The sequence below is a fragment of the Deltaproteobacteria bacterium genome (assembly GCA_035063765.1).
Taxonomy (GTDB): Bacteria; Myxococcota_A; UBA9160; order UBA9160; family PR03; genus CAADGG01.
Window position 1 is genome coordinate 29,882 of record JAPSFT010000021.1, and the last position, 25,352, is coordinate 55,233.

Below are 25,352 nucleotides of genomic sequence, written 5' to 3' on the forward strand. Positions count from 1 at the left end.
GCTCATTTGCGGCTCTGGCGGGAGAGGCGGCTCACGGTGACGCGCTGCTGCTTTCCCCCGACGCCGAGCACGAGGACGGCCTCCGAGAAGAGCTTGTCGACGACGAAGTAGCGGCCGCGCAGCCGGTAGTTGACAAGGGCCCGATCCTTGCCGCCACCGGCCTGGACGAAGAGCGCCGGTGCCTCGGTCGCGCTCATGGCGCCCGGCATCTGGATGAAGACGCGGGTGCCGTCGTCGAAGGCCTGGATCGGGCGCCACGGCACGCGATCGCCCGCGATGCGGTAGCCGAAGTTCAGGCCCTCGGGGCTCACGAGCGGGAGCCGCGCGACCTCGCGCTCCCGCTCTTTGCGCGCGCCCTCGCGGGCAGCCGCAGCCGCGTCGGTCCAGCGCTGGACGGTGTCCTGCGGGTAGTAGAAGCGGACGCTCCGGAAGTAGCCGCCCGTCTCCTCCTGCGAGCTGATGAGCCCGAGGTGGTAGACACGGCGGTCCGTCGTGATGACGAGGTTGGTGCTGAGTTCAAACTCGGTGGGCTTCACGACGACGTGGGCCTGCCGAGCGTCCTCGGGCCCGCTCTCCATCTTGGAGGCGATCCAGCGCTCCGAGTCACCGAGCGCGATGTTGAGGACGCCCTCCCCTGCCTCGAGCTGGATGTCGCAGACGCGAAGCGGTTTGCAATAGAGGATCGGTTGGCGCTCGCCGTACGGGAAGACCACGAAGCCGGGCTTGCGCACGATCGGGGCCTTTCCCGTCTGCTGGAACTGGCGAACTGCCTCGGCCAGCTCCGCGTCGTCTTCGCCGAGCAGAGCCGTCTTGTCGGCCGGAAGCGCGCCGGGCTCGGGCACCGCGATCTCTTCCGTCACTCGGTTGGCCTCGGCGAAGTCCTCGGGCCCGAGCTCCGGAGTCGTTGCGCACCCGGCCGCCACCGCCATCCCACCGGCGATCACGAGCTGCGTCCAATGCGAGCGGTCCATCGATCCCCTCCTCACAGTTGCTTGGTCCACTGGATATTGGTCACGTAGAGTCCGAGGGGGTTCTGCTCGATCTGCTCCGGCGTGTTGCTCGGCCGGACCTCGACGGCGAGGAGCGCTTGCCAGCGCTCGCGGACGAGGACGGCACCGTCGAGTCCGCGGTGCGTCTCGGTCCACTGGATCTGCCATGACTCGCTGGCGGGGAGCGGCAGGACGCTCGTCACGTCGACGCTGACCGTCCGCTCCTGCATGCGAACAAACGGGTTGTGTTCCTGGAAGTGGTCGTTCAGGAACTGCATGGCCGCGCCCGCCGCGTGGGCGTAGGCCGAGTCGAGGATCTGCTTCTCGGCGGCGCCGTCGGCGACGATCGAGCGCACCTTGCGGATGAACTCGGCGACCTGGTAGCGGACGAGGCGCGGATCGGTGCTCCGGGCCTTATCGGCCGGACCGATCACGAGCGTCTGTGCGAGCTCGTCCACCTCGATGACGTAGGGCGTGACGCGGCTCTGCGAGGCCTGCCAGAGGATGCCCAGGCCGAGCATGGCGTTCACGACCAGTGCTACGAGCGCGATGACCTGCCAGTTGCGCTTGGCGCGAATGAAGCCGTGGTAGCGCTCGTTCCATTCGAGGCGGGCGGCCAGGTAGGGATTCTCGGGTGCCTTCATGATCGTTCACCTCATCGAGTGTCGCGGTCGTCGTCGCTCGGGGGCTGCGTGGTCGTCGTTGCCATGGGAGCGGTCTCGCGGGAGCGCTCGGCGCGCGAGGGGACGCGCGCACGCGCGATCGGCGCGCGAGAGACCACGCCGGCGTCCGGCGGACCGCCGCCACCGACCTGGCGCCGCGAATCTCCGAAGCGAGCGATCCGCCGCTGGCGCAAGCTCTCTGTCGTGCGCGCCGCCGGAATGCCGGCAACGCGCCGGGCGCGAGCAGCTACCGCTTCGGTGGCGAGCGCGGTGAAGCCGCCGGCGACGGATCCGATCATCCCCGCACTTCCGGCGGCGCGCGCAGCGCGCGCGTAGCGGCCGGCCTCGAGGACCGCCGTGGAGCCGCGCACGCCCGCCGCGGCGGCCCGCACCGCGATGCCCTTCACACCGAGGGCCATCGCGGCCATGGAGCCGCCCGTGTAGAGGGCGCTCCCGAGGGTGAGGTTCACCGAGCCAGCGATCAGCGAGGAGGCGAAGGACGGGATCTGCCAGGAAACGATCATGTAGACGAGCGAAGCGCCGAGGATCGCGAAGAGATCGGAGGGCGAGGTGCCGGCGTTGGCGAGCGTCGGCGCCCACGAGGCCGCCAGCGCGGTGCCCACCCCGATGATCAGGTAGAGGACGAAGAGCTTGATCCCGATCGCGACGGCGTAGCTGAGGTACCGCTCGGCGAATGGCATCGTCCAACGGGAGCCCGCGAAGCCCAGGAGCAGCACGCCGCCGCCGATCACGATGTACATCTCGATCAGGGAGAGGGCGAGCTGGCCGGCGATGATCACGAAAGCCAGGAACGTCAGGAGCGATGCGATCGCCGCGACGAGGTTGCCACCCGGCGACGTGAACCAGCCGGCGACGCTGATGCTGGCGATCAGCGTCGAGGCGACCGCGATGCCCTGGTCGATCACGGTGCTCGGGTTGAGCTCCGGAAGCCCGCCGGCCGTGCGACCCGCGGTCGCGAAGCCGTCGATGATCGCGGGCACCCAGACATCGGCGAAGATCAGGACGGCGAGAAAGAAGCCGATCGCGATGATCCGCTTGAGGAGCTGGACCAGGATCTGCGTCGGATCATCGCGCTCGACCACCCACCACGAAGCCGCCCAGACGATCTCGATCGCCGCCAACGTGAAGAACAGGTTCCGCGCGATCGGGAAGAGCGCGCCGAACCAGCCGGCCGTGGCAGCCTGGAAGGCATTGACGAGGTCGGTGAGGATCGTGGTCATCGGCCGGCTCGCCCTGCGCTACGGCCGCGGGACCGTGCCGAGGCCCTCGCTCGCTCGCGACACGGGGATCGCCTGCGGCGCATTCCCGACCCACGCGTCGAACGCTGCAGCGGAACCCGCGGCCTTCGCCTCCTGGGCTCCGAGGTACGCGTTCTGAGCATTGATCTGCGCGGCGAAGAGCTGGCGGAGCTTGGTCATCTCTCCGACCTGGAGACTCGCGATCTGGTTGCCGATCTGGAGCGCCTCGAGCCGGCCCTGGGTGCTGTCGTTGGCGCTTCGCAGCGCGTCGAGAGCGGCCTGCACGCTCGGGGCGTCGGCCACGTTGCGACCGGCAGAAGCGAGCGTGCCGCGAAGCGTGTCGAGGGCGCTCGTGGACCACGAGTCGTAGGCGGTCGGCCAGTCCGTCGAAGCGACGTAGCCTGGGAAGCGGCCCTCGAAGACGTCCGCCACGTTCGAGAGCGTGTACGGGATCGAGAGACCGACCTGCACCGCCTGGCCGAGCGCGTCGAGAGCCGCCTGCGTCTCGCCCCAGGCAACCGTCGGCGCCGCCAGCGTGTTCACGGCCATGTTCTGGAGCATCTCGAGCTCGTGCTGCAGCTGCTGGACCTGCTGCGCGATCTGGGTGCCCTGGTTGGCCACCATCTGGACTTCCTGCGCGACGCTCAGCGTCTGCTGCACGGCCGTGATGATGTTGTGGACCATGTTCCGCGGGTCGAACACGATGTCGAGGCTGCGCGCCGTGCGCGGAGGGAAGAGCGCGGTTCCGACCAGGCCGATAGCGACGACGGCGTGGCATACCCGAATTCCCCTACTCCGAGACATCTCTCTTCTCCTTGTGGGCCCGCCATTGCGCGGCCCCTTCCGGCAGGCCGCGGCTCGCCAGCCACTCGGCGGGCCAGTCGCTGCCGTGCGATGCGATGAGGGCCCGCGCGTGCTGCAGCTCTTCGCGGCCCGAGGCTCCGACGAAGCTCAGCGCTACGGGACCGAGGCCGAGGTCGATGAGCCGGCGCCCGAGCGGCGATGCGTAGTAGTAGTGGCGCTTGGGAATCGCCCCGGCGAGGATCTCGATCTCGCGCCGGCTGAGACCGATTCGCTGGTACAGCTCGCCGGTCTGGTCGGTGCGCGCCGCTGGATTGGGAAGGAAGAGCCGTGTCGGGCACGACTCCAGAAGGAGGTCGCGGCGCGGCGAGCGATAGACCTCCGCCAGGCTCTGGGTCACGAAGACGACGGCGGCGTTCGCCTTGCGCAAGACCCGCAGCCACTCCTCGAGCTTTTCTGCGAAGAGGCCGTGGGTCAGCATGAGCCATGCTTCCTCGATCACGATCAGCGTGGGCCGGCCCGTGAGGCGCTGCTCGATCCGGTGGAACAGGTACGTGAGGACGGGGGCGGCGTTGACGTCGCCCTTGTTCATCACTTGCTCCATCTCGAAGACCTGGAAGCTGCCCTCGCGCAGGCCGTCCTCTTCCGCGTCGAGGAGCCGCCCCATCGCGCCCTGAAGCGTGTAGTGGCGCAGGCCGTCGCGGATCTCCCGGTCCTGCACGGTGTTGAGGAAATCCGTGAGCGTGCGGCTCTCGCTCGCGCCGAGTCGCTCGAGCGCCACGTGGACCGCCTGCCGATGGGCAGGCGTCACCGTCACGCCCTGGAGTCCGAGCAGTATCTCGATCCAGCCCTCGGCCCAGAGTCGTTCCTCAGGCCGGTCGACCGCAGCGAGCGGGCAGAAGGAAAGCTCGTCCGCGTCGCTGCTCGCGATGTCGTAGTGGTCGCCGCCAGCGGCCTCGGTCAGGACGAAGCTGCTGTAGCCCTTGTCGAAGGCGAAGACCTGGGCGCCGGGGTACCGGAAGAACTGGGCCATGATGAGGCCGATCAGCGTCGACTTGCCCGAACCGGTCGGGCCGAGCACCAACGTGTGGCCGACGTCCGCGACGTGGAGGTTGAGGCGGAACGGCGTCGAGCCGGAGGTGTTCGCGTAGAGGACCGCGGGGCTGCCCGGCGGGTAGTACGGGCACGGATTCTCTTCGAGCCCCGGCCAGACGCTCGTCGTCGGGATCAGGTCCGCGAAGTTGAGCGTGTGGACCAGCGGGCGGCGGACGTTTCGATAGCCGTGGCCCGGGATCGAGCCGAGATAGGCCTCGAGCGCATTCACGTCTTCGACGCGAGCAGCGAAGCCGTGGTGTTGAAGGCTCCGGCAGACCTGGCGCGAGGCGGCTTCGAGCGCCTCGGGGTCCTCATCGAGGAGCAGGATGACGCTCGTGTAGTAGCCGAAGCGGACGGTGCCCGACGCCGCTTCCTCGACCGCATCATCGGCGTCCTCGGCCATCGCCACGGCGTCGCGGTTGCCGAAGGTCGCCTCACCCATGTTTAGCGCCTGCTTGATCAGGCCAGAGAGCCCTTGCCGCTTCTGGAACCAGTTGCGCCGCAACAGCTTGAGACGCGCCTCGGCAGTGTTGGGATCGAGGGGGATAAGGCGGTTTGACCAGCGGTAGTCGACCGCGAGGCGGTTCAGGAAGTCCAACGTTCCGGGGAAGCTTTCAGCGGGGAAACCGACGACAGCGATCGGCCGGATGTGGTGGCGGCCGACTCGCGGTCGGAAGCCGCCGACCAGGGCTTGGCTGCCGATCAGCGCATCCAGGTACATGGGCGCCGCCCCAACGCTTACCGGCTGCGAGATGCCCGTAACGCAAAGGTGGAGGAAGCTGAGAAGATCTTCGGAGCCCATGCGGCTCACGGAGAGCCGATCGCTCAACGCGTCCTCGAGCTCCACGATGTGCCGCTGGAAGAAGCGCAGGACCGCTTCGTAGCCGGCGCGATCCTGCGTCTCGCCCTCGACGAACCAACCGCCGAGGCGTGCCTGGACATCGCGCGGCGGCAGGAAGGTGACCGTGAGCGCGTACACGCTCTCGTAGGTGCTCCGGCCCCCGACGTACTGCCGCCGGCGCTCTTCATCGATCAGGACCGTCGTCGGGTCGGGGAAGGCGCCCGGCGGCGCATAGCCGCCGGCAGGCCTGCGCACTGCGTCGGCCTGGAGCATCCAGCCGTTGCCCAGCCGGACCAGGGCCGCGTTCACGTGCGAGGAGAGGATCGCCAACTCCTCGTGGCTCGCGGCCTCCATGTCCGGGCCGGCGTACCACCAGCCCGCGAGCAGAGCGCCGTCCTTGTTCAGGACCACGCCCTCCTCGACCAGGGCCGCGAAGTTCAGGAGATCGGGCAGGCCGAGTGCGCTCGCGCGGTACTCGCGGAGCACCGCCCTACTCCGAGACCGTCACGGAGGGATGCACGAGCGGCGCCCTCCGAAGCTCGCGCGGCGTCGCCGGGTAGTACGCCGCCAGACCGACGTGGCGGACATAGACGCGTCGGAGCTCGGGATCGTGCTTCGCGAGCAGCACCAGGCCCCAATGGCCGATCACCAGGAGCGCGGCGGAGACCGACGCCGTGTACCAGGAGAGGCCGATCCCGAAGAGGAGCGCGGCGACGACGACCCCGTTCGCCAGAGCGAGCTCGCGATCGGCGCCAGCCAGCAGCAGCGGGCGAGTGAGGGCGCGGTGGACGGGAACAGTTCTCGGGCGCTCGAGGGCGGCGCTGTGCTGGGTGCGCCCTTCCATCAGAAGGTCGCTCCCACGAACCCGAGGCTCGTGAGCACCGTGAGAGCGCCGAGCGCGATCGCGGCGCCGAAGGCGATTCCGAAGACGCGCCGGAAGGCGCCTCCCGACTCGCCGAATGCGAACAACAACCCGGTAATCACGACCGCGACCGTCACCAGAATCCGCGCGACGGTGCCCTGGAGGTTGTCGAGAAGCGTCTGCAGGGGGGCGTCCCAGGGCATCGACGGCCCGGAGGTCGTCGCGAATGCCGTGTCGGGTATCGTGAGCGCGAGCATGGCTCCCAGCACGACTGACTTGATGAGAACGCTATTCCAACGCTTGCTCGACCCCGACCCGAGCGCGATTCCTGCGTTCACGCCTCTCTCCTCAGCATCCCACCTCGATGCGGGACAGCTGGTATCCCCGACCCTGCTCGTACCCCTCCACCTGGAGGAGTTCCTCCACCCGCCGCCCGCCATTGCAGCGGGCGATGGACACGATCAGATCCACGGACTCGGCGATCAGCTGCGGCTGCGACGGAACGCCGGCTTCCTGGATCAACTGGTCGATACGGGAGAGGGCTGCCCCGGCGCTGTTGGCATGGACGGTCGTCACCCCCCCTGGATGGCCGGTGTTCCACGCCTTCAAGAGCGCAAGAGCCTCCCTCCCCCGTATCTCACCGATCACGATCCGATCCGGGCGCAACCGCATCGTCGCCCGAACCAGTCGCGTGAGATCGATCTCGTCGGTGGTGCGCAGCTGGATGTGATTCGCCGCCGTGCACTGCAGCTCGACCGTGTCCTCGAGGATCACGAAGCGCTCGCACGGACCCGCCAGCTCCACAGCCTCTCGCAGCAGCGCGTTGGCGAGCGTCGTCTTCCCGGAGCCGGTGCCTCCACAGATGACGATGTTCTCGCGGCGGCCAAGCGCGGCCCGAAGGGCATCGCGTCCGCCAGGAGCGAGGATTCCGCCATCGACGTAGTCGTCGAGCGTGTGGACCCGCACCGCTCTCTTGCGGATCGCGAACACGGGTGCGCTCGAAACTGGAGAGACGACTCCGTGGAAGCGGCTGCCATCGAACGGCAGCTCCACCTCGAGCAGCGGCCGACCCTCATTGATCTCGGTCTCCGCGAGCGCCGCCACCGTGCCCAGGAGGTTCTCGGCCTGGGACCGGCTCATCGTCCCGCCGAGCGGAGCTACCCCCGAGCCGAGCCGCTCGACCCACAGCTCACCATCGGCGTTCAGCATCACTTCGACGACGGATGCGTCGGAGAGCGCAGATAGGACGTCACCGCCAAGTTCGCGACGAAGCTTGTCGCGCAGGCGGCGGTCTCGCTGATCGCGGAGGTCGATCGCGGAGGGGCTCATCGCGAGGAAGGCGCTGAGCAAGGGGCGTGCCGCATACTCAAGGCTGCGATGGTCTCGGCTGCCGTCCCTCTCAACTTGGTGGAATCGTGCAAGTTCCAGCGAGTTGGTCACCGAAGCGTTCAGGCTTCACTCGATCGCCCGGTCGCCTTTTTCCTCTCCCCGTTGGCTGCGTCGTCGAAGCCAATCACCACCAGGACAGCAGTGTGCGCGTGCTCGTGTCTCGCCGCCTCCCGCACGCTCCGTCCCGGTCCCCTATGTCGGGCTTGCTCCCTCCTTGCGAGCGCATGCGAGGACCGGCATCGAGGTGCCCCGACGACGGCCGACGGCACCATACGGCCGCTCGAGAGCGAGCGGTTCAGCGCTCGCCCGGCTCCTGTGCTTGCGCCCGCCTCTGGGGTTCCGCACGCAGGGGGCTCGCCCCGGGTTCGGTCGCCTGGCTGCGGGCGCGCCTTGCGCACCGCGCGGATCGCATCCCAGACCGAGTTCACGCCGGCTGCGAGCCCGTTCGCGTCTCCATAGCCACCCATGTGCAGGAAATAGACGGGCGTTCGATCGAAGACGAAGTAGTCGTGGAGCGCCCTCATTTCCAAACCGGACGCGAGAGCGGCGTCTAGGGCAGGCGTGATCTCGTCCTCGAAGGCCACCGTGTCGCCCACCACCACGGCCGCGCCGTCCGCCGGCCAGAATGCAGCCCAGGAACCGGGTCCGGCGGCGGGATCCAGCGGCGCACCGTCGACGACCACCCGCTCGTCGGTGCGCGGCCACGCGATCGGACGACGCATCTGGACCCGTCCGAGCCTCGGCGCCCGCGACCTCTCCGATCGCCGCTGCGTCGAGCCCCTCTGCGGTGTGGCCGGCGCATGGCGACGGTCGGCCAGCGGTTCCACTCGAACCACCCTGCCTAGTCCAGGACCGCGATGCGATCCGTGAGACCCTTGAGCTCCTCCGGGTCAAGAGCCACGTCGATCGCCGCGATGTCGCTGTCTCAGAGACGACACGGAACAGCGAGAGCAGATCCTTCCCAGGGCGCCTTCTACAAAAAGGGCATGGAGTGCCTGCAGTCGAAGAGCACCGCTTGCACACGCGGAAATGTCGTGAGGGCCCAGGCGCTTTGCGCGCGCCGGGATCGAGAGCTTGACGTGCCGGCAAGCATCTTGCACCGCCACGGCCAGTGCTCACCGGATTGCGCGGCTCCGTCGTCTCCGCCGTCTCCGCCATCCTCGCGCTCAGCGCGAGCGCGATCGCCTGCGGTACGGAGGGGCCCTTGCTGCAACAACGCAACGAAGCGTCGTTCGTGCGGGGGCCATACAACACAGCGTTCTTCTGGCGGCATCCCGAACCCTACCGGTTCCAGGCCGCCGTCCACATCGCGCACGCTGTCCAGCACGATCGCCTCGAGCTGACGCCTCTCGATCGGCACGCGGCAGTCGATGAGAGGACCGACGCCGAGTACCTGGACGTCACGCGCAATCCTCCGCGCATCGGGCCGCACATGATGCCGTACGGCCCCCATGTGGGACAGGCGATCTGGAAGCTCTATCTGGCGATCGACTGGACCCACCAGCATCACGATCAGACCTATGACAGTCTCATGTCGCAAGACGTGCCGTGGAGCGAGAAGGAGCGCTGGACGCGCCGCTCCGTCGATCGCTATCTCGCGCGCCGCGCTTCACTGCCGCGCAGCCCGGCACCGCTGGACGTCACCATGCGACGAGCCGCCGTGATGGGGAAGCCCTATTTCACCCTGTTCCGCAACCGCTACCCGCTCTCGAACAACTACTTCTTCGTTGCGCACTGGTGGCATCCCGTCATCTACGAGGCCGTGATGATCGCGGGCAACGACGAGGAGCAGGAACAGGCCGTCCGCGAGACACACGCGCTCACCGAGGAGGTCCTCCGCGACCGGCCCCAGCGCATGCTGCTCGCGCGCGAGGTGATGCCGCGCTACGCGCGCTTCTCGCCCGAGTCGGCCAACATCTTCGACAACCTGCACATGCTGCATGGCATCGCCTACGACATCCTGGCCTACGAAGGCTGGTCGATGGAGGAGAAGCGCCGCGAGCTGGAGCGGGTGATCGAGGCGATGTCGTACCAGCCGGGCGACGAGGCGCTGGCGCGCAAGTTCGCGCTCCCGTACCCGGAAATGGACCCGCGCGTGTACGCGGATTGGATGAAGCCGGCGAAGGGCGCGATGAGCCGGATCATGGAGGAGATGCTCGAGGAGATGTGGCCCGGGATGAGCCCGGACGGCTCCTCCGTCCCGCCGACCAAGGTGATGGACCAGTTCCGCAAGAAGATGACGCCGGGCATGCAGCCGGGGGAGCACGCCGGCTCGCTCATGCAGGCGCTCGGCGAAGTGGCGCCCGGGATGCACCACGACCCGGCGTCCATGAAGCCGGGAGAGGTCGCGCCCAAGATGGTCGCGACCATGCTGGACGGCTGGCGGCGACGACACGAATCGCAGCCGGACGTGGCGCCCCTGCCCATGGAGGAGGACCCGGCGCTCCCGCCGGTCGGGTCCCAGCACGCCACCGTGACGGAGGGCCTGCAATGAACCGACTCGCGGCGGCCGCCGTGATGTTCGCGCTCCTCGCGCCCGCCGCAGGGCGCGCCGGGGATCACACGAATCTCGAGGAGGACCTGCCGATCGCGGTCACGGATGCAAAGCCGATCGGCTACCTCGGGCGCGAGATCCAGAGCCTGTTCCGGTACGAGCACACGGACGAGGACGAGGACAGCTTCCTCACCGAGCTGCGTCTCGAGCTCGGCTTCCCGCGCAATGGGCAGATCTCGATCTCGGGTGCGTATCTCTTCGGAGAGGTGGAGCCCGACGGCTTCCAGCCGGTGCGTGCCGAGTTCCTCTACAACGTGAACCAGGAGACGACGCTCCTGCCCTCGTTCGCGTTCGCGGCCGCCCTCGACTTCCCTGTCGGCAACGACGCCCACGGCTTCGACCCCGCCGTCAAGGCAATCCTCACCAAGACCATTCCCTTCACCGAGCTCTTCCAACAGGTGCATCTGAACTTCGAGGGGCGCTTCAACCACGAGACCAGGAGCGACGAGCGGACGCAGGCGTGGCGGGCGGTCGCCGGCTACTCCGTGCGCCTCGGACCCCAGACGATCGGCCTGCTCGACGTGGTGCGGGAGGTCACGTTGAAGCGCGACCACGAGGAGAACCTGGTCGAGGCGGGCCTGCGGCACCAGCTCACGCCGCTGCTCGTGATCACGGGCGGGGTGGGCGCTGGCTTCGGCGACGAGTCCCCGGCCATCCGGAGCACGGTGGGGTTCCAGTACGCCTTCTGAGCGGCGCGTCCCGATCCTGGGCCTGTCCGGACTAGAGATGGAGACCAGCGAGAAGCATGCACCCGTCGGATTCGACGTGGTTACTTCACGGCGTCCTGGATGTTGCGCATCGTGTCCGCGCTGAGTTCGGCCGAACGCGCGGGAAGGACGGCGTCACCACGCTCGCCGTTCCGCTGAATCTCGTCGATCAACAGTTTCATCTCTGCGATCTCGCGCACCTGGCTCGCGATGATCTCATCGGCGAGCTTGCGCACGCGTGGATCGCTGAGCGCGGCCTTCCGCGCATTGTTGATGGCGATCGAATGGTGCGGGATCATGGACCTCATGAAGGCGATGTCGCCAATCAGGGTCTGGCTGCGGTTGATCCACAGGAGGGAGACGCCAAGCACCAGCGCTACAGCAAGAACAGCGAGCTTCGTGCCGAGGCCGCTATACATCGACCACATGAAGCCGAGCATGATGATCGTCATGACACAGCCCATGACCAATGAGGCGACGAGCCGGTTCATGCTGAAGCTGGCATGATCGAGGCTGTAGATCAGCTGGTACATCAAGAAGAACATGAGGAAGGTCGACGCCGCGATCATCGACGTAAACCGCCCCCAGGACATGCCCATCCCTCGACTCGGCATTCCCATGTCCTTCCTCCAGCTCGTCGATTTCTCTCTCCCCCATGCAATCGCCGTGCCTCCGCTTTCCCGGTCGGGCCCATTGTGCCGAGATCCTATCCAGAGCCGCCCCGCGCTCGTAGGACCGGTCCGAGAACCACTTGCCAGGGGAAGTGGTCGCCGCCGCAGTCGAGCTCACGGGGCTGTGCCTGATCCGGCCGCCGCCTCCGCTGTGGGCGGATGCTCTCGGCTCCTCGCTCCGGCGGACGCCGTTGCTCTGCGCTCCGCTCAGCGTGCCAGGAACGAGCGGAGCCAACTCCCGCTCGCGACACCCGCGTAGGCACCCACCGCGGTGCCGAGGAGCCAGCTCGAGAAGACGCCCCACGAGGTGTCGAAGGATTGGAGCGCCACGCCGGGCAACAGAAGCACGACCAGCATCGCCGCCGGCAGCAGCGGTCTGCCAGCGGACCGGCCTCCGAGGACGAGAACCGACGCAACCATGCCCACGAAGAGCGTCGTTGCGAGCCCGAAGCAGAGCGCGCTCAGCGCGAGTCCACCGACCTGCGAGAGCGAGCTTCCGGGCCCGGTCCCCGACCACCACACGAGGAAGTGTTGATCGGGACAGACGGCCCCGCAGATGCCGGCGATGCCGAGCCCCAGGATCCCCACGCAGGCCGAACGGGCGAGCGGAAGTGAAGCCGTCCGCACTTGCAGGAACACGAGCGCGAGGCTGACCACGAGGAGGCCCGCCCATGCCGCGGTGAACACGACCACGTGCCAGGACGGGTGGTGGCCAAATGGGTGGCCCGACAGCATCAGGGTGATGCCCAGCGCGCCGAGGACGCCGATCACTCCAGCGGCCAGGAGGAGCCGCGCGGTCCGCCCCCCCCGCAGCTCGACGTCCTGTCTGAGGGTCGCGAGGATCCCGGAGCGTACGCCCTCCCGTAGCTCCCCCGGCGTATCTCCGTTCTGCATCTGGGCCCCTACCGAATCCATGAGATTCCCGACAGGCTAGCGGGAGCGGAGTGCGATCGGGACCATTCCAGGACGCGGCGTAGCGCGGACCCGCTGCATCGCGCGCGAGGCCATCTTCTTGACGGCATCGATCGACTTCCCGAGCTCGACCGCGAGCTGCGGATAGCCGATGCCCTCGACCTTCGAGGAAACGAGGACGTAGCGCTCCACCGGCGAGAGCACGTCGAGCGCCTCCGTGAGCTGTTCACGATCCGCCAGCCGATCGTCGCTCCTCGGCTGCTCGGCTCGCGGCTCGCTCCCGTCGAGCGCGACCTCATGGGAGCGGTGGGCGCGGCGGAACTCGTCGATGAGGATGCGATGGGCGATCTGGAAGAACCACGGCGTGAACGGCCGGGTCGGATCGTAGGCGTCACGGCCTCGGTGGATGCGAAGGAAGAGCTCCTGATAGAGATCCTTCGCGCGCTCGGCGGACGAGGTCCTCCGGACGAAGAAGGCGTAGGCCCGGCCCTCGTAGCGCCGGAAGAGCTCCTCGAAGGCCGCCTCGTCGCCAGCCGCGTAGCGCTCCATGAGGGTCTCATCCGGAAGCTCTCTCGCCCTCGGCTTGCCTTCCCCTCCCGCCATGCGCGTACCTCCCTCGAGGTTCAGATAGCATGAACGGGCTGCACGGGGCGTGCCGCTCCAGACGCGCCGTGTATGGGTCTGTCGAGGAGGCGCGGCTGGGTCCTGGGGCAAAGGTGGACTTCAATGAGGCAAACTGCCCCACTGCACGTCCTCGGCTCGTCCGATCCGATGACCGCGCTCCCCCGCCCCCGGCGCCTTTCCCAGCCTCTAGGATGCGGAGGATGCATCGTCCGCTGCCGACTCCCGACGGAGCTGCCAGGCGCGCCAGATCTCGTAGACGATCGGGATGATGATCAACGTGAGCACGGTCGACGTGACCATCCCGCCGACCATCGGCGTTGCGATCCGCTTCATGACGCGTGCGCCGGTTTCGTTGCTCCACATGATCGGGAGCAGGCCGGCGATGATCGCGCTCACGGTCATCATCTTCGGGCGAACGCGCTCGACCGCGCCCTCCATGATGGCGTCGTAGAGCTCCTGTCCGGTCATCCGGGGGCTCCGTCCGCGTCTGGCCTCGAAGGCGTGGTCGAGGTAGATGATCATCACCACTCCGGTCTCGGCCGCCACGCCCGCCAGCGCGATGAAGCCGACCACTACCGCCACGCTCATGTTGTACCCGAGGATCCACATGAACCAGATTCCGCCGACGACCGCGAACGGCAGCGCCAGCATCACGATCAGAACCTCCGTCATGTTCCGGAAGTTCAGGTAGAGGAGCAGGAGGATGATCAGCAGAGTGATCGGGATGACCACCTTGAGCCGCTCGTTCGCTTCCTGGATGTACTGGTACTGGCCGCTCCACTGCACCGTGTATCCAGCGGGGAGCTTCACGTTCGAAGCCACCACCTGCTTCGCGCGCTCCACGTAGCTCCCCACGTCCTGGTCCGGGTCGATGTCCACGTAGATCCAGGCTTGGGGCTGGGCTCCCTCCGTCTTGATGGACGGCGGCCCCATACGCGGGAAGATGTCCGCCACCTGACCGAGCGGCACCTGCGCTCCGGTCGGTGTCGCCAGCAACACGCGGCGCAACGCCTCCGGGCTCTGGCGCAGCTCGCGCGCGTAGCGCACGTTCAGCGGATAGCGCTCGAGCCCCTCGATCGTGGTCGTCACGTTCGTGCCGCCGATCGCCGACTGGATCACGTCAAGGACGTCCTCGACCGTGAGCCCGTAGCGGGCCGCCTCCATCCGATTGACCACGAACGACATGTAATAGCCTCCGGCGACGCGTTCGGCGTACACGCTCCGCGTCCCGGCAAGCCCCCGGACCAGAGGCTCGACCTGCTTCCCCAGCTCCTCGAGAACCGTGAGATCGGGACCCGTCAGCTTGATTCCGACCGGTGTCTTGATCCCCGTCGAGAGCATGTCGATGCGGGTCTTGATGGGAAGCGTCCAGGCATTCGTGACCCCGGGGAACCGGATGAGGTCGTTGAGCTCCGTCGTGAGCTTCTCGATCGTCATTCCCGGCCGCCACTCGTCCTCCGGCTTCAGGATGACGGTGGTCTCCATCATCTCGAGCGGCGCCGGATCGAGAGGCGTTCGTGCCCGCCCGATCTTGGCGAGGGCGTGCTTCACCTCGGGCACGGTCATGATCAGCTTGTTCGCCTGCTGCGCCACCGCCTGCGCCTCCGTGATCGAGACGCCGGGCAGCAGCGACGGCATGTAGAGCAGGTCTCCCTCGTTGAGCGGCGGAATGAACTCGGATCCCAGCCGGGAATAGGGAAGCCAGGTCAGCGCGAGGAGCGCCACCGCCGCGGCCAGGACGGCCCAGCGCCAGCGCAGGGCCCCGCGCAGCAAGGGGCGATAGGCCCAGATCAGGGCGCGATTGATCGGGTTCCGCGCCTCCGGAGGGATGCGCCCGCGTACCAGGTATCCCATCAGCACCGGCACCACGGTGATCGAGAGGGCTGCGGCGGCCGCCATGGCGTAGGTCTTGGTGAAGGCAAGCGGCGAGAACATGCGCCCCGACTGGCCCGTCAGGGCGAAGACCGGGAGGAACGAGACGGCGATGATGGCGAGCGAGTAGAAGAGCGCGGGACCCACCTCCTTGGTCGCGTCGACGATGATGTCCCAGTGCGGCTTCTTCCCTCGGTCCCGCTCCAGGTGTTTGTGCGCGTTCTCGATCATCACGATGGCGCCGTCCACCATCGCACCGATTGCGATCGCGATCCCGCCGAGCGACATGATGTTGGCCACCAGTCCCTGCCAGTACATGATCGCCATGGCGACCAGGATCCCCACCGGCAGCGTGAAGATCGCCACGAAGGCCGAGCGCAGGTGCAGCAGGAAGATCATGCAGACGGCGGCGACGATCAGGCTCTCCTCGAGGAGCTTCTTGCGGAGCATCGCCTGGGCGCGGCCGATCAGCGCCGAGCGGTCGTAGATGGGGACGATCTCCACGCCTTCCGGCAGGCCGGGCTTCAAGGACTCGATCTTCGCCTTGACCCGATCGATCACCGCGAGGGCGTTGTTCCAGTAGCGCATCTCGATCGTACCGGTGACCACCTCCCCATCTGCATCGAGCTGCATCGCTCCCCGCCGGATGTCGGGACCGAGCCTCACGTCTCCGATGTCGCGGAGCAGGATCGGCGTGCCGTGACCGTCCACCCCGACCGGGATCTGCTCGACGTCGCGGACGTTCTGGATGTAGCCCTTGCCCTCCACCATGTATTCGGCTTCGGCGTACTCGACGACGCGCCCCCCGGTGTCGTTGTTGCTACGCCGGATCGCCTGTACGACGGTGCCGAGGGGGAGGTCGTAGGCCAGCAGCCGGTTCGGATCGATCGTCACCTGGTACTGCTTCACGAAGCCGCCGGCCGACGCGACGTTGGCGACACCCGGAACGGTCTGGAGCTGGTAGCGCACGTACCAGTCCTGGATGCTGCGGAGCTGCGAGAGGTCGTGGCGGCCGGATCGGTCGATCAACGCGTACTGGAAGACCCAGCCAACCGGCGTCGCGTCCGGCCCGAGAACGGGCGTGACGCCTTGCGGGAGCTGGTTCTGTACGAAGCTCAGGTACTCGAGCACGCGGCTGCGGGCCCAGTAGATGTCGGTGCCATCGTCGAAGATCACGTAGACGAAGGAGAGGCCGAAGAAGGAGTAGCCGCGCACGACCTTCGCGTTCGCGACGGCGAGCATCGTGGTCGTGATCGGATAGGTGACCTGGTCTTCGACGATTTGAGGCGGCTGACCCGGCCACTCGGTGAAGACGATGACCTGGACGTCGCTCACGTCGGGCAGCGCGTCCAGGGGGATGTTCCGGAGTGCGTAGATCCCGGCCCCGATGATCGCGGTCGTGAACAGGACCACGAGGAGCTGATTGCGGACGGACGCGTCGATGATCTTCTCGAGCACGGCGGCTACTCGGGGGCGTGTCCGGAGTGGGCCGGGCCTGGAGCCTGATCGGCGTGCGGGCGAGGAGCCTCCTCGCCCTCCATCGCTCCATCGCCCTCCATCGGCTTCGCTGCGGCCTCCGTCGCGGTCATCATCTTGCGGACTGCCGACTGGAGGTTGCTCTCGGAGTTGATCAGGAACTGCGCGGAGGTGACGACGCGCTCGCCCTCGGCCAGGCCGTCGAGCACCTCGAATTCGTCACCGGCCTCCGCGCCGAGCTTCACCTCCCGCGGCTCGAAGCGGCCTCCTTCGAGCGCAACGAGAGCCAGGTCGCGCCGCCCGGTGCGAATGACCGCCTGGAGGGGAATGGCGAGACCCCCGCGCACCACCTCGCTGTGAAGCATGACGTTCGCCCACATGTCGGGCTTGAGATCGAACTCCGGGGTGTTCGGGAACTCCATGCGGACCTCGATCGTCCGGGTCTTCTCGTCGAGGTAGGGGTACACGTAGGTGACCTTGCCGCGGTGCTCGACGCCCGGCTGGTAGGCCAGGGTCATCGTGGCCTGCTGACCGACGCGCAGCCATGGCGCCTCGTACTCGTAGACGTTCGCGTAGACCCAGACGGTCGAGATGTCCGCGAGGGCGTACACGGTCTGCCCCGGCTGGAGGAACCCGCCCTCCGGGATCATGCGCTCCACGACGATGCCGCGGAACGGCGCGTGCAGGACCATGGTGCGCGTGATCTCGCCGCGCTGGCGCAGCGCCTCGATCTGGTGGTCGGTGATGTCCCAGTACCGGAGCCGGGCCTCCGCCGCGCGAACGAGGTCGCCGGCTCCCGCCACGGCGTCGTGCAGCGTGCTCTCGTGGAGTCGATTCTGGTAGCGGAGCGCCACCAGATACTCCTCCTGGGTCGCCACGAGCTCCGGGCTGTAGATCGCGAGGAGCGGCTCCCCGCGGCGCACGACCTGCCCCGGGAAGTTCACGTGCTGCTCCTCGATCCAGCCGCCGACCCGGGGCGCGATGCGGCGGACCTTGGTCTCGTCGTAGCCGATGCGGCCGACGGTGCGGATCTCGCGGCTCAGATGCTTGCGCTCGACCACGGCTGTGGTAACGCCGATGTTCTGGATCGTGGCCGGATCGATGCGCACCGTCCCCGGCGGTCCCTCGGGCTCCTCGCCCTCGTAGACGGGCACGAGGTCCATGCCCATGGAGTCCTTCCCCGGGCTCTTGGAGATGAAGGTCGGGTCCATGGGCGACTTCCAGTAGAGGACCTTGCGCTGCTCGCCCTGCTCGGCGGCGGGCCGGCCCTCCACGGTCCCGGAGTCCGGGGCGCGCGTGTCTTCGGAGCAGGCCAGCAGCAGGGACAGCAGCAGAGCGGAGGCGAGGAGAGTGGTGATCTTGCCCATGGCAGTGACACCCAGACCTAGGGCGTGAGACTCGAGAGGGGTCGTCCGACAGCGCGCTCGAGGTCCGCCACGGCTCGCTGGTAGTCGCGCACGGCACGATCCCGCAGGAGACGCACGTCCTCGAGGGACCGGAGGCTGTCGATCAGGGTGAGGAAGTCCACCTCCCCCGTCTGGTAGCCGGCGCGCGCCGCCGCGATGCGCTCCGTGGTCTGCGGGATCAGTGTCGCCCGGTAGATCTCCTCGCTGCGAGCGGCGACCCGCACGCGCTCGTAGTGCCGCTGCACCTGGTCGACGACTTGGTTCGTGAGGTCTCGCCGGCGCGATTCCTCGCGCCGCACGCGAAACTCCGCCTCGTCGACCTCGGCGCCGATCCGGTTCAGCCACAGCGGGATCGAGAACCCGAGCTTGACGGCCCAGATGTCGTCGCCGTCGTCCGGGAAGGTCGGGTTCGTTCCGCCCCGCACCTCGATCCACTGGGCCCCGATCGTCAGGTCGGGCAGGTAGCCCATCCGCGCCAGCCGTCGGGAGTGCTGGCTCGCGTCGACGATGCGATCCTGGGCCCGCAGCTCCGGCCGTTCCTGGCCTGCGACCTCGACCAGGCGTTCGAGCGAAACGGCGAGAGGCTCTGCCTCCAGATCCGCCGGAGGCCCCAGCGGAGCTCGCGGCGGGCGGTCGAGCAGCGCGTTCAGGGCTCCGATAGCGGTCTCGAAGTCTCCCTCGGCCACCACCCGCTCCGCCGTGAGGCGGCTCAGCTGCTCCTGCGCGAGGATTACGTCCTGCTGGGCCGCGGTCCCCACCCGGTACTTCGCCTGCGCAACGTCGGCGAACTGGCGCGTCAGGGCGGTGGTCTCGTCGTTGATGACGAGCGCTCGTCCCGCGAGGTAGTAGTCCGCATAGCGCGCGCGGACCTGACGCGAGATCTCCTGGATCGTCGCCCCGTGGACCTGGTACGTCGCCTCGGCTCGTGCCTGCTCGACCCGCCCGCGCAACGTGAGCTTCCCCGGGAACGGGATGGCCTGTGACACCTCGACGCCCTGCATCTGCGGGCCGGCGCGGGTCTCGGCCATGGCCCCCGTGTCCGGCATGTACATGACCATGGGGTTCTCGTACCAGCTCTGCGACGTGATCCGCTCCTTCGCTCCCTCCCATTCGAAGCGAACCGCACGAATGCGCGGGTTGTGCTCGATCGCATACTGCACGACGACCTCGAGCGACGGACGCGCGAGGAGATCGGCTTCCGTCACGGCACCCGGCTGGCTCGACCGCGGCTGGGCTCCCACTGGCGCGGCGGCGACGTGCAGGATTCCGAGTGCGCAGACCAGCGTAGGCGTCGCCCTGCGTGAAAGAAGGGGTCTCCGCGGACCCGTCGGCGGAAGCGATTGCAGCTGGTCACGATCGAGGCGAGCTCCGGTCGGCACGGCCGCCAGCGAGCTCATTGCCGCTCCAGGATCCACCGGTGCTCGTCCTGATCCGGATCGAAGCCGTAGACGGGTGCCATCTCGCGCACGATGGTTCCCGCACGCTCGACCTTCTCCAGGACCGGCTCGCCGAGATAGAGCTTGCGCATTTCTTCGGCACAGTCGCGCCGCAGACCCGCGAGCCGCGCGAAGGCCGGCCGGGTCTCGTCCCGGGTCGCGCCGGAGGCGAGAGTCTGGTGGAGGTAGGCGGCCTCGCTGGCAATGAGGCGCAGATCGTCGCGCAGGCGATATTGGCTCCAAGCTGCGAGCGAGGCGATGTGCGGCCTCACGCTCCCGACCTCCTGGCGCAGATCCTTCACCGTCGCGTGCAGATCGGCCGCCAGGCTGGTCATCTTCGCCTGGTCCCACTGCGATTCGTCCTGTGGGGAGGACGGGGAAGGCCACGCGAGCATGATTGCAAGAGCAGCAGCGCTCGTGATCGGCGCGGCGAAGAAGGTTCGCAGTTCTCTCATGTCGCCTCCCCGAACGGCGGCCCTGGAGGCACCCGGGCCTCGGCAAGCGCCTCCCTCGCTTCATACGGGCCGCGCGCGCGGAAGTGACCGCGGACCGCCTCCGATCCCGAACGATCCCGGAGAAGACGATGAGTTCAGGGGTGCCGGCCTCGGTTCGCCTCCTCCTGGCGCCGACGGATCTCCGGGGGCCAGTAGCTCTTGATGAAGGCCAGCACCGCATCGATCTCCTCGTCGTTCAGCTTGTCACCGAACGCGGGCATGCCGCTGCGGAAGCCCGCGGTGGCTCGCGCCTGCCCTCCCTCCCTGATGATCGACCGGAGCTGCCAGTCCGGATGGTGCCAGGTGTGTCCCGTTTCATCGTGCGGCGGCGCCGGGTAGGTGCCGTCGGGTCTGCGGTGCTTCCAGTGGGGCTGCCCTTCCAGACGACTGCCGTGGCACTCGGCGCAGTGAGTGAGGTACAGCGCAGAGCCGCGTTCCGCGGCCTCGCGCTCGCGCGGATCCAACTCGTCCGTAGCCGGCCCAGGCCCACCCACGTTCAGGGCGTAGAGCGCGGTCAAGGCAGTCGCGACTCCTCCGAGCATCAGCGCGATCCGCGTCCCACGACCTGCGCGCCGCGGGCGAGCCCGTGCTCGCCGTGCTCTCCGCCGCCTCGGGCGCCGGCGTCTCATCATGTCTGGCTCCAGCACGGCGGTCCGAGCGGGGACGGCGCCAGCTCCCACTTCCCCTCTCTTCACGGCTGCTGCTCGCGCGCCTCGAAGCGCTTCCGCCGCACCAGGGCGAAGCGAGCGGTGATCCGATCCGAGTCGTAGTGGCGTGCCACGCCGCACAGGTCGTCCGCGCCCCCGAAGCGTACGTCGCCTCCGACCAGCGCCTGGAGGTGGAGCTCGCGGGTCACCTGATAGCCGTCGAAGTGCGTCCACTGCTCCCTTCGCCCCCAGCCGAAGTCCCCGGCGATCCTCATATACACGTCGAAGGGTATGCACACCAGGCGGTAATCGGCTGGGTCGACGCCGAGCTCCTCGCACAGCGCCCTCCCGTGCCGCAGCAGCGCGTCCTCGATCCGAAGTCGGGGAAGCCCCCTCCGCCGCGGGATCCCGAGCTTCTCGAGGAGCCCCGTCACCGGCTCGCTGTCTTCCTCGCGGAAGGTCTCCACGAGCACGGTCTCCGCGCCGAACCACGGCAGGTAACGTGTCCCACCGGACGTCACGAACGGGTGCACCATCAGGGCGTCGAGACTGCTCTTCAGGCTGCTGGATACGCCCGGCGGGCAGGCATGCCCGCAGGTGCATTGCTCGGGCTCGCGGTGGCCGGCGTCGAGCGGCGCGGCCGGCAGCGTCGGGCGGTCGGCGCACGCGCAGCTCAGGTAGGCGTTCAGCTCGGGGCGCACGGGCACAGCGACGGACTCGAGGCCGAGCTTCGCGGCTCGGCCCACGGCATCCGGCGGGAAGGCGTAGCCGAGGAACTCGACCCAGCCCGAGCTCGGGCGAGGCGCGCGGGCCCGACCGGAGGAGTCCCGGCCCGTCATGCCGGCTCGCCGGGCGAGGCGGATCATCTCCTGGAGGTTGCCCGCGTCGGCCGCGGTCAGGGCGGCCTCGCGGAGCTCGGCGGGATCCGACCCTGCCGTCGCCACTTCCTCCGCATCGAACTCCAGCCGCTCGAAGTGCTGCGCCCTCCTCTCGTAGAACGATCGCGATCCACCGTCACTCTGCGCGAGCCCGCGAAGCAAGCTCGTAAGCTCGCGGACGCAGGAGCGAAGGCCCGAGACCGAGAAGGAAACGGCTCCGGCAACCGCGAGCGCCGCGGGCTCGGGGGAGAGCGACCGCGCTCCGTAGACGGCCGCTCCCGCAGCGAGAAGGCGTCCCTCGCCCTGCAACGCTCGCTGCGACCGAAGCGCATCCTCGGCCAGCTGCTCAGCCTCCTGCCAGGCGCCCCGCTGCACGGCCCGTCGCGCGTCCTCGACCATCCGTGGAACCGCGTTGTGTCGCGACTCGAGGGCGCGGAAATCCTCCTCGGTCAACACGTGGCGGAGCGCCCGCTCGGCGTTCCGTAGATACAGATCTGCGTAGCCCCAGTCGAGGCGGCCCAGGCCGACGAGCGCCTCGGCTTCCCGAAGCCAGTCGCCGCCGGGGTGCTTGTCCACCTCGTCCGGAGACCGGGAGCGCTGTTCGATTGCAGCACGGGCCCGCGACCAGAATCGAAGGACTCTCGAGACGGAACGCCTTCGCACGCCTGTCTCCTTCGCGCTCATCAGCCAGCTCGGCGCTGCAGAGGAGGCTTGTGCAGGTCGGCGCAGAGTCCTTCGTGGCAGCGTCTCAGGATCGCGACGGCCTCGTCCACCTTCGATACGAGCCGCACGTGCTGGCGCTCCTCTGGAGTGACGAGGGCGCTCCGCACCATTTCGTCTAGCTGCGCGATGACGCCCTTCCAGAAGTCGCCACCGAAGAGCAGGACCGGGAAGTGGGGGATCTTGTGGGTCTGGACGAGCGTCAGCGCCTCGAAGGTCTCGTCGAGCGTGCCGAAGCCGCCGGGAAAGACGAGGAAAGCGCACGAGTAGCGCACGAACATGAGCTTGCGGACGAAGAAGTACCGGAATGCGCAGGCCCTCTCGACGTAACGGTTCACACTCTGCTCGCGCGGCAGCGCGATGTTGAGGCCCACCGAGAGCCCGCCGCCCTCGCGGCAGCCTCGGTTGGCCGCCTCCATCACGCCTGGCCCGCCGCCCGTGATGACGTTGAAGCCCTCGCGGGCCACCGCGCGCGAGACGGCACGAGCCAGCTCGTACTCGGGCGACTTCGGTGTCGAGCGCGCAGAGCCGAAGAAGGCCACTGCGGGCTCGACGTCTCGAAGCGCGTCGAAGCCGGCCTCGAGCTCGCGAAGGATGCGCGAGAGGCGCTCCTTCTCTCCCAGCGGGTCGGGCGCCCCGCCGATGCTCTCCAGCGCTTCGGCGTCGACGCGACAGCCAACGCCCGACTCCGGCTCTCGTTCCGCCATGAAGAACGCCGCCTCCAGTCTCGGGCTTTAGACCGCCTCGAGGTCCAAGGAAGGAAGGGCCCGCCGCGAAGCTTCCCGAAGCGCTCCACGAGATCGTCGAAGACCCTCCACGAGATCGCATGCAGGCGGGCCCTACGTCCCGTGAGCGAAAGTCGGCCAGCCGTGCTCGCCGGCGGCGATCCTGCCGACGCTTCCGTCTGGTCAGTCGAGACGCAGCTCGCGCTTCCTTCCTGAGTCCTACGGCTCAGATTGGAATGCGTGACTCGCGACGCGGCAGAAGCTCATATGTCCGCCCGCTTCAGGAGCTGCGCGTTGATCGCGACGATCACGGTGCTGGCAGACATGAGGACGGCGCCCACGGCCGGACTGAGAAGAATGCCCCAAGGGGACAGCACTCCTGCCGCCAGCGGGATGGCGAAGACGTTGTATCCGGCTGCCCACCACAGGTTCTGCACCATCTTCCGGTACGTGGCTCTGGAGAGGCTGATGATCCTCGGAATGTCACGAGGATCCGAGCGGACGAGCACGATGTGCCCCGCCTCGACGGCGACGTCGGTCCCTGCGCCGATCGCGATCCCGATGTCGGCGGTGGCGAGCGCGGGGGCGTCGTTCACGCCGTCGCCCACCATGGCCACGCGCTTCCCGCGACCCTGGAGCTCTCGCACCTTCGACGCCTTGTTCTCGGGCAGCACCTCGGCGAAGACCGTGTCGATGCCGAGCTCCTCCGCGACCGCGTCCGCCACGGCCCGGGCGTCGCCGGTGAGCATGGCGACCTCGATCCCGCGGTCGTGGAGCGCCTGGATGGCGGCGCGGCTCTCCTCCCGTATGGCATCGGCAACGGCGAACACGGCGAGAGCTTCGCCATCTCGGAGCAGGTGGATGGCAGCCTGTCCGCGCCGCGCTGCTGCTTGTGCCGCCTCCTGGAGCCTGGCAGAGAGCTTGGCCTCTTCCTCGCGAAGGAGCGCGGGACCACCCATGTGGTACTCGACGCCCGCCACCGTCGCTGCGACGCCCTTCCCGGTGAGGGCACGGAACCCGCTGGCGGCCGGGGTCTCGATTCCACGCTCCTCGGCCGTCGTCACGATGCCGCGAGCGATGGGATGTTCGGACTCTGACTCCACGCCCGCGGCGATGCGCAGCGCCTCCTCTTCGGAGACCCCGTCCGCTACCGCCATGTCGACCACTCGGAACTCGCCCAGGGTGAGCGTCCCCGTCTTGTCGAAGATCACGGTGTCGAGGTGCCGGGCCTCCTCGAGACCCCGCCGGTCCCGCACCAGCAGACCACCTCGGGCGCCGAGGGTCGTCGAGATGGCCACGACCAGGGGCACGGCCAGGCCCAGTGCATGGGGACAGGCGATCACGAGCACTGTCACCGTGCGCACGATCGAGAAGTCGATCGCTGCACCGAGAAGCTGCCATCCACCCAGGGTGGCGAGCCCCGATACGATGGCTGCGACCGTCAGGAGCTGCGCCGCGCGATCTGCGAGATGCTGAGCTCTCGACTTGGACTGCTGCGCATCGGCCACGAGGCGCATGATCCCCGACAGCTTGGTCTCGTCCCCGGTGCACGTCACCTCCACGCGCAAGGAGCCTGCGCCGTTGATCGTCCCGGCGATGACCTCGTCTCCTTCGCTCTTCTCGACCGGGCGGGACTCGCCGGTGATGATGGCTTCGCTGACCTCGCTCGTTCCGCTCCGGACCAGTCCGTCCACGGGCACGCTCTCTCCCGGACGCACGAGCACCACGTCGCCCATGCGCAACGCGTCCACGGCCACCGTCTCCTCCCCTCCCTCGGTGATGCGGGTCGCCGTGTCCGGGAGCAGTCGCGCGAGCTCCTGGAGCGCACCCTGGGCCTGCGAGATCGAGCGCATCTCGATCCAGTGGCCGAGGAGCATGATCGTCACCAGGGTCGCTAGCTCCCACCAGAGCGCGTTGGCCTCGATCAGGCCCGCCTCCACCACCCACGAGAAGACGAAGGCGACCGAGATCGCCAGCGAGATGAGGGTCATCATCCCCGGCAGGCGGTCGCGGAGCTCCCGCCACGCCCCCTGGAGGAAGACCCATCCGCCGTAGAAGAAGACGGCCGTGCCGAGAACGGGCGGAATCGATGCCGAGCCAGGAAAGGACGGCGCCCGGTAGCCCAAGAGCTCTTCGATGTGCCGGGACCAGAAGACGACCGGAAGGGTCAGGAGGAGCGAGAGCCAGAACTTGTCGCGGAACATCGCCGGACTGTGGCCCTCGTGCCGGTCGTGGCCCCCGTGCCCACTGCCATGGCGGCTCGACCCCGCGCGGTCGTGGTGGTGATGGCGGCTCATCGACGAGACCTCCTGCCGAGGACGGTTCGTGCGCG

The 25,352-nt window shown here is 68.3% G+C and carries 22 protein-coding genes; 2 read left to right on the forward strand and 20 right to left on the reverse strand.

Annotated elements, in window-relative coordinates:
• Positions 1-2 precede the first annotated feature (2 nt).
• The 9 genes from trbG to OZ948_15255 form a co-directional block, all read right to left on the reverse strand.
• Entirely contained in the window at positions 3-971 is a 969-nt protein-coding gene (gene trbG, locus OZ948_15215) for a P-type conjugative transfer protein TrbG (GenBank protein ID MEB2346077.1), read from the reverse strand.
• Between the two features lie 11 nt (positions 972-982).
• The gene (trbF, locus tag OZ948_15220; protein ID MEB2346078.1) at positions 983-1,633 is read right to left on the reverse strand and encodes a conjugal transfer protein TrbF; all 651 of its coding nucleotides are present in this window, start codon (positions 1,631-1,633) and stop codon (positions 983-985) included.
• Between the two features lie 11 nt (positions 1,634-1,644).
• Positions 1,645-2,892, reverse strand: coding sequence for a P-type conjugative transfer protein TrbL (gene trbL, locus OZ948_15225; GenBank protein MEB2346079.1), 1,248 nt, complete (start codon positions 2,890-2,892; stop codon positions 1,645-1,647).
• Between the two features lie 18 nt (positions 2,893-2,910).
• The gene (trbJ, locus tag OZ948_15230) at positions 2,911-3,612 is read right to left on the reverse strand and encodes a P-type conjugative transfer protein TrbJ (GenBank protein ID MEB2346080.1); all 702 of its coding nucleotides are present in this window, start codon (positions 3,610-3,612) and stop codon (positions 2,911-2,913) included.
• An 88-nt stretch (positions 3,613-3,700) separates the two neighbouring features.
• Entirely contained in the window at positions 3,701-6,133 is a 2,433-nt protein-coding gene (locus OZ948_15235; GenBank protein MEB2346081.1) for a DUF87 domain-containing protein, read from the reverse strand.
• Positions 6,134-6,137: 4 nt separating this feature from the next.
• Positions 6,138-6,491 (reverse strand): conjugal transfer protein TrbD, encoded by a 354-nt coding sequence (gene trbD, locus OZ948_15240; protein MEB2346082.1) that lies wholly within the window; start codon positions 6,489-6,491, stop codon positions 6,138-6,140.
• A complete protein-coding gene (locus OZ948_15245) occupies positions 6,491-6,847 on the reverse strand; it encodes a TrbC/VirB2 family protein (GenBank protein MEB2346083.1) in 357 nt (118 codons plus the stop codon). The genes trbD and OZ948_15245 overlap by 1 nt, the downstream gene beginning before the upstream one ends.
• Before the next feature lie 10 nt (positions 6,848-6,857).
• Positions 6,858-7,949: a P-type conjugative transfer ATPase TrbB gene (trbB, locus tag OZ948_15250; GenBank protein ID MEB2346084.1), complete on the reverse strand. Its 1,092-nt coding sequence runs from the start codon at positions 7,947-7,949 to the stop codon at positions 6,858-6,860.
• Positions 7,950-7,957: 8 nt separating this feature from the next.
• Positions 7,958-8,620, reverse strand: a complete 663-nt coding sequence (locus tag OZ948_15255) for a DUF1259 domain-containing protein (GenBank protein MEB2346085.1) — start codon at positions 8,618-8,620, stop codon at positions 7,958-7,960.
• Between the two features lie 401 nt (positions 8,621-9,021).
• Here OZ948_15255 and OZ948_15260 point away from each other — a divergent pair, with 401 nt between their 5' ends.
• A complete protein-coding gene (locus tag OZ948_15260; protein ID MEB2346086.1) occupies positions 9,022-10,392 on the forward strand; it encodes a hypothetical protein in 1,371 nt (456 codons plus the stop codon).
• Positions 10,389-11,141, forward strand: a complete 753-nt coding sequence (locus OZ948_15265) for a hypothetical protein (protein MEB2346087.1) — start codon at positions 10,389-10,391, stop codon at positions 11,139-11,141. The genes OZ948_15260 and OZ948_15265 overlap by 4 nt, the downstream gene beginning before the upstream one ends.
• A gap of 80 nt (positions 11,142-11,221) precedes the next feature.
• Here OZ948_15265 and OZ948_15270 read toward each other — a convergent pair whose 3' ends face one another.
• The 11 genes from OZ948_15270 to OZ948_15320 form a co-directional block, all read right to left on the reverse strand.
• Positions 11,222-11,752 carry a DUF305 domain-containing protein gene (locus tag OZ948_15270; GenBank protein ID MEB2346088.1) on the reverse strand — a complete coding sequence of 177 codons (531 nt, stop codon included), beginning with the start codon at positions 11,750-11,752 and terminating at the stop codon, positions 11,222-11,224.
• 285 nt (positions 11,753-12,037) lie between these two features.
• Positions 12,038-12,724, reverse strand: a complete 687-nt coding sequence (locus OZ948_15275; GenBank protein ID MEB2346089.1) for a hypothetical protein — start codon at positions 12,722-12,724, stop codon at positions 12,038-12,040.
• A gap of 36 nt (positions 12,725-12,760) precedes the next feature.
• Entirely contained in the window at positions 12,761-13,291 is a 531-nt protein-coding gene (locus OZ948_15280) for a sigma-70 family RNA polymerase sigma factor (GenBank protein ID MEB2346090.1), read from the reverse strand.
• Positions 13,292-13,552: 261 nt separating this feature from the next.
• Positions 13,553-16,696 (reverse strand): CusA/CzcA family heavy metal efflux RND transporter, encoded by a 3,144-nt coding sequence (locus OZ948_15285; GenBank protein ID MEB2346091.1) that lies wholly within the window; start codon positions 16,694-16,696, stop codon positions 13,553-13,555.
• A 5-nt stretch (positions 16,697-16,701) separates the two neighbouring features.
• Positions 16,702-18,081 (reverse strand): efflux RND transporter periplasmic adaptor subunit, encoded by a 1,380-nt coding sequence (locus OZ948_15290; protein ID MEB2346092.1) that lies wholly within the window; start codon positions 18,079-18,081, stop codon positions 16,702-16,704.
• Positions 18,082-18,098: 17 nt separating this feature from the next.
• On the reverse strand, positions 18,099-19,517 hold the full coding sequence (locus OZ948_15295; GenBank protein MEB2346093.1) for a TolC family protein: 1,419 nt from the start codon (positions 19,515-19,517) through the stop codon (positions 18,099-18,101).
• Positions 19,514-20,011: a hypothetical protein gene (locus tag OZ948_15300; protein MEB2346094.1), complete on the reverse strand. Its 498-nt coding sequence runs from the start codon at positions 20,009-20,011 to the stop codon at positions 19,514-19,516. The genes OZ948_15295 and OZ948_15300 overlap by 4 nt, the downstream gene beginning before the upstream one ends.
• 134 nt (positions 20,012-20,145) lie before the next feature.
• Entirely contained in the window at positions 20,146-20,568 is a 423-nt protein-coding gene (locus OZ948_15305; protein ID MEB2346095.1) for a cytochrome c, read from the reverse strand.
• Positions 20,569-20,741: 173 nt separating this feature from the next.
• A complete protein-coding gene (locus OZ948_15310) occupies positions 20,742-21,641 on the reverse strand; it encodes a hypothetical protein (protein ID MEB2346096.1) in 900 nt (299 codons plus the stop codon).
• Between the two features lie 617 nt (positions 21,642-22,258).
• Positions 22,259-23,002: a TIGR00730 family Rossman fold protein gene (locus OZ948_15315; protein ID MEB2346097.1), complete on the reverse strand. Its 744-nt coding sequence runs from the start codon at positions 23,000-23,002 to the stop codon at positions 22,259-22,261.
• 281 nt (positions 23,003-23,283) lie between these two features.
• Positions 23,284-25,224: a heavy metal translocating P-type ATPase gene (locus OZ948_15320; protein MEB2346098.1), complete on the reverse strand. Its 1,941-nt coding sequence runs from the start codon at positions 25,222-25,224 to the stop codon at positions 23,284-23,286.
• Positions 25,225-25,352: the final 128 nt, after the last annotated feature.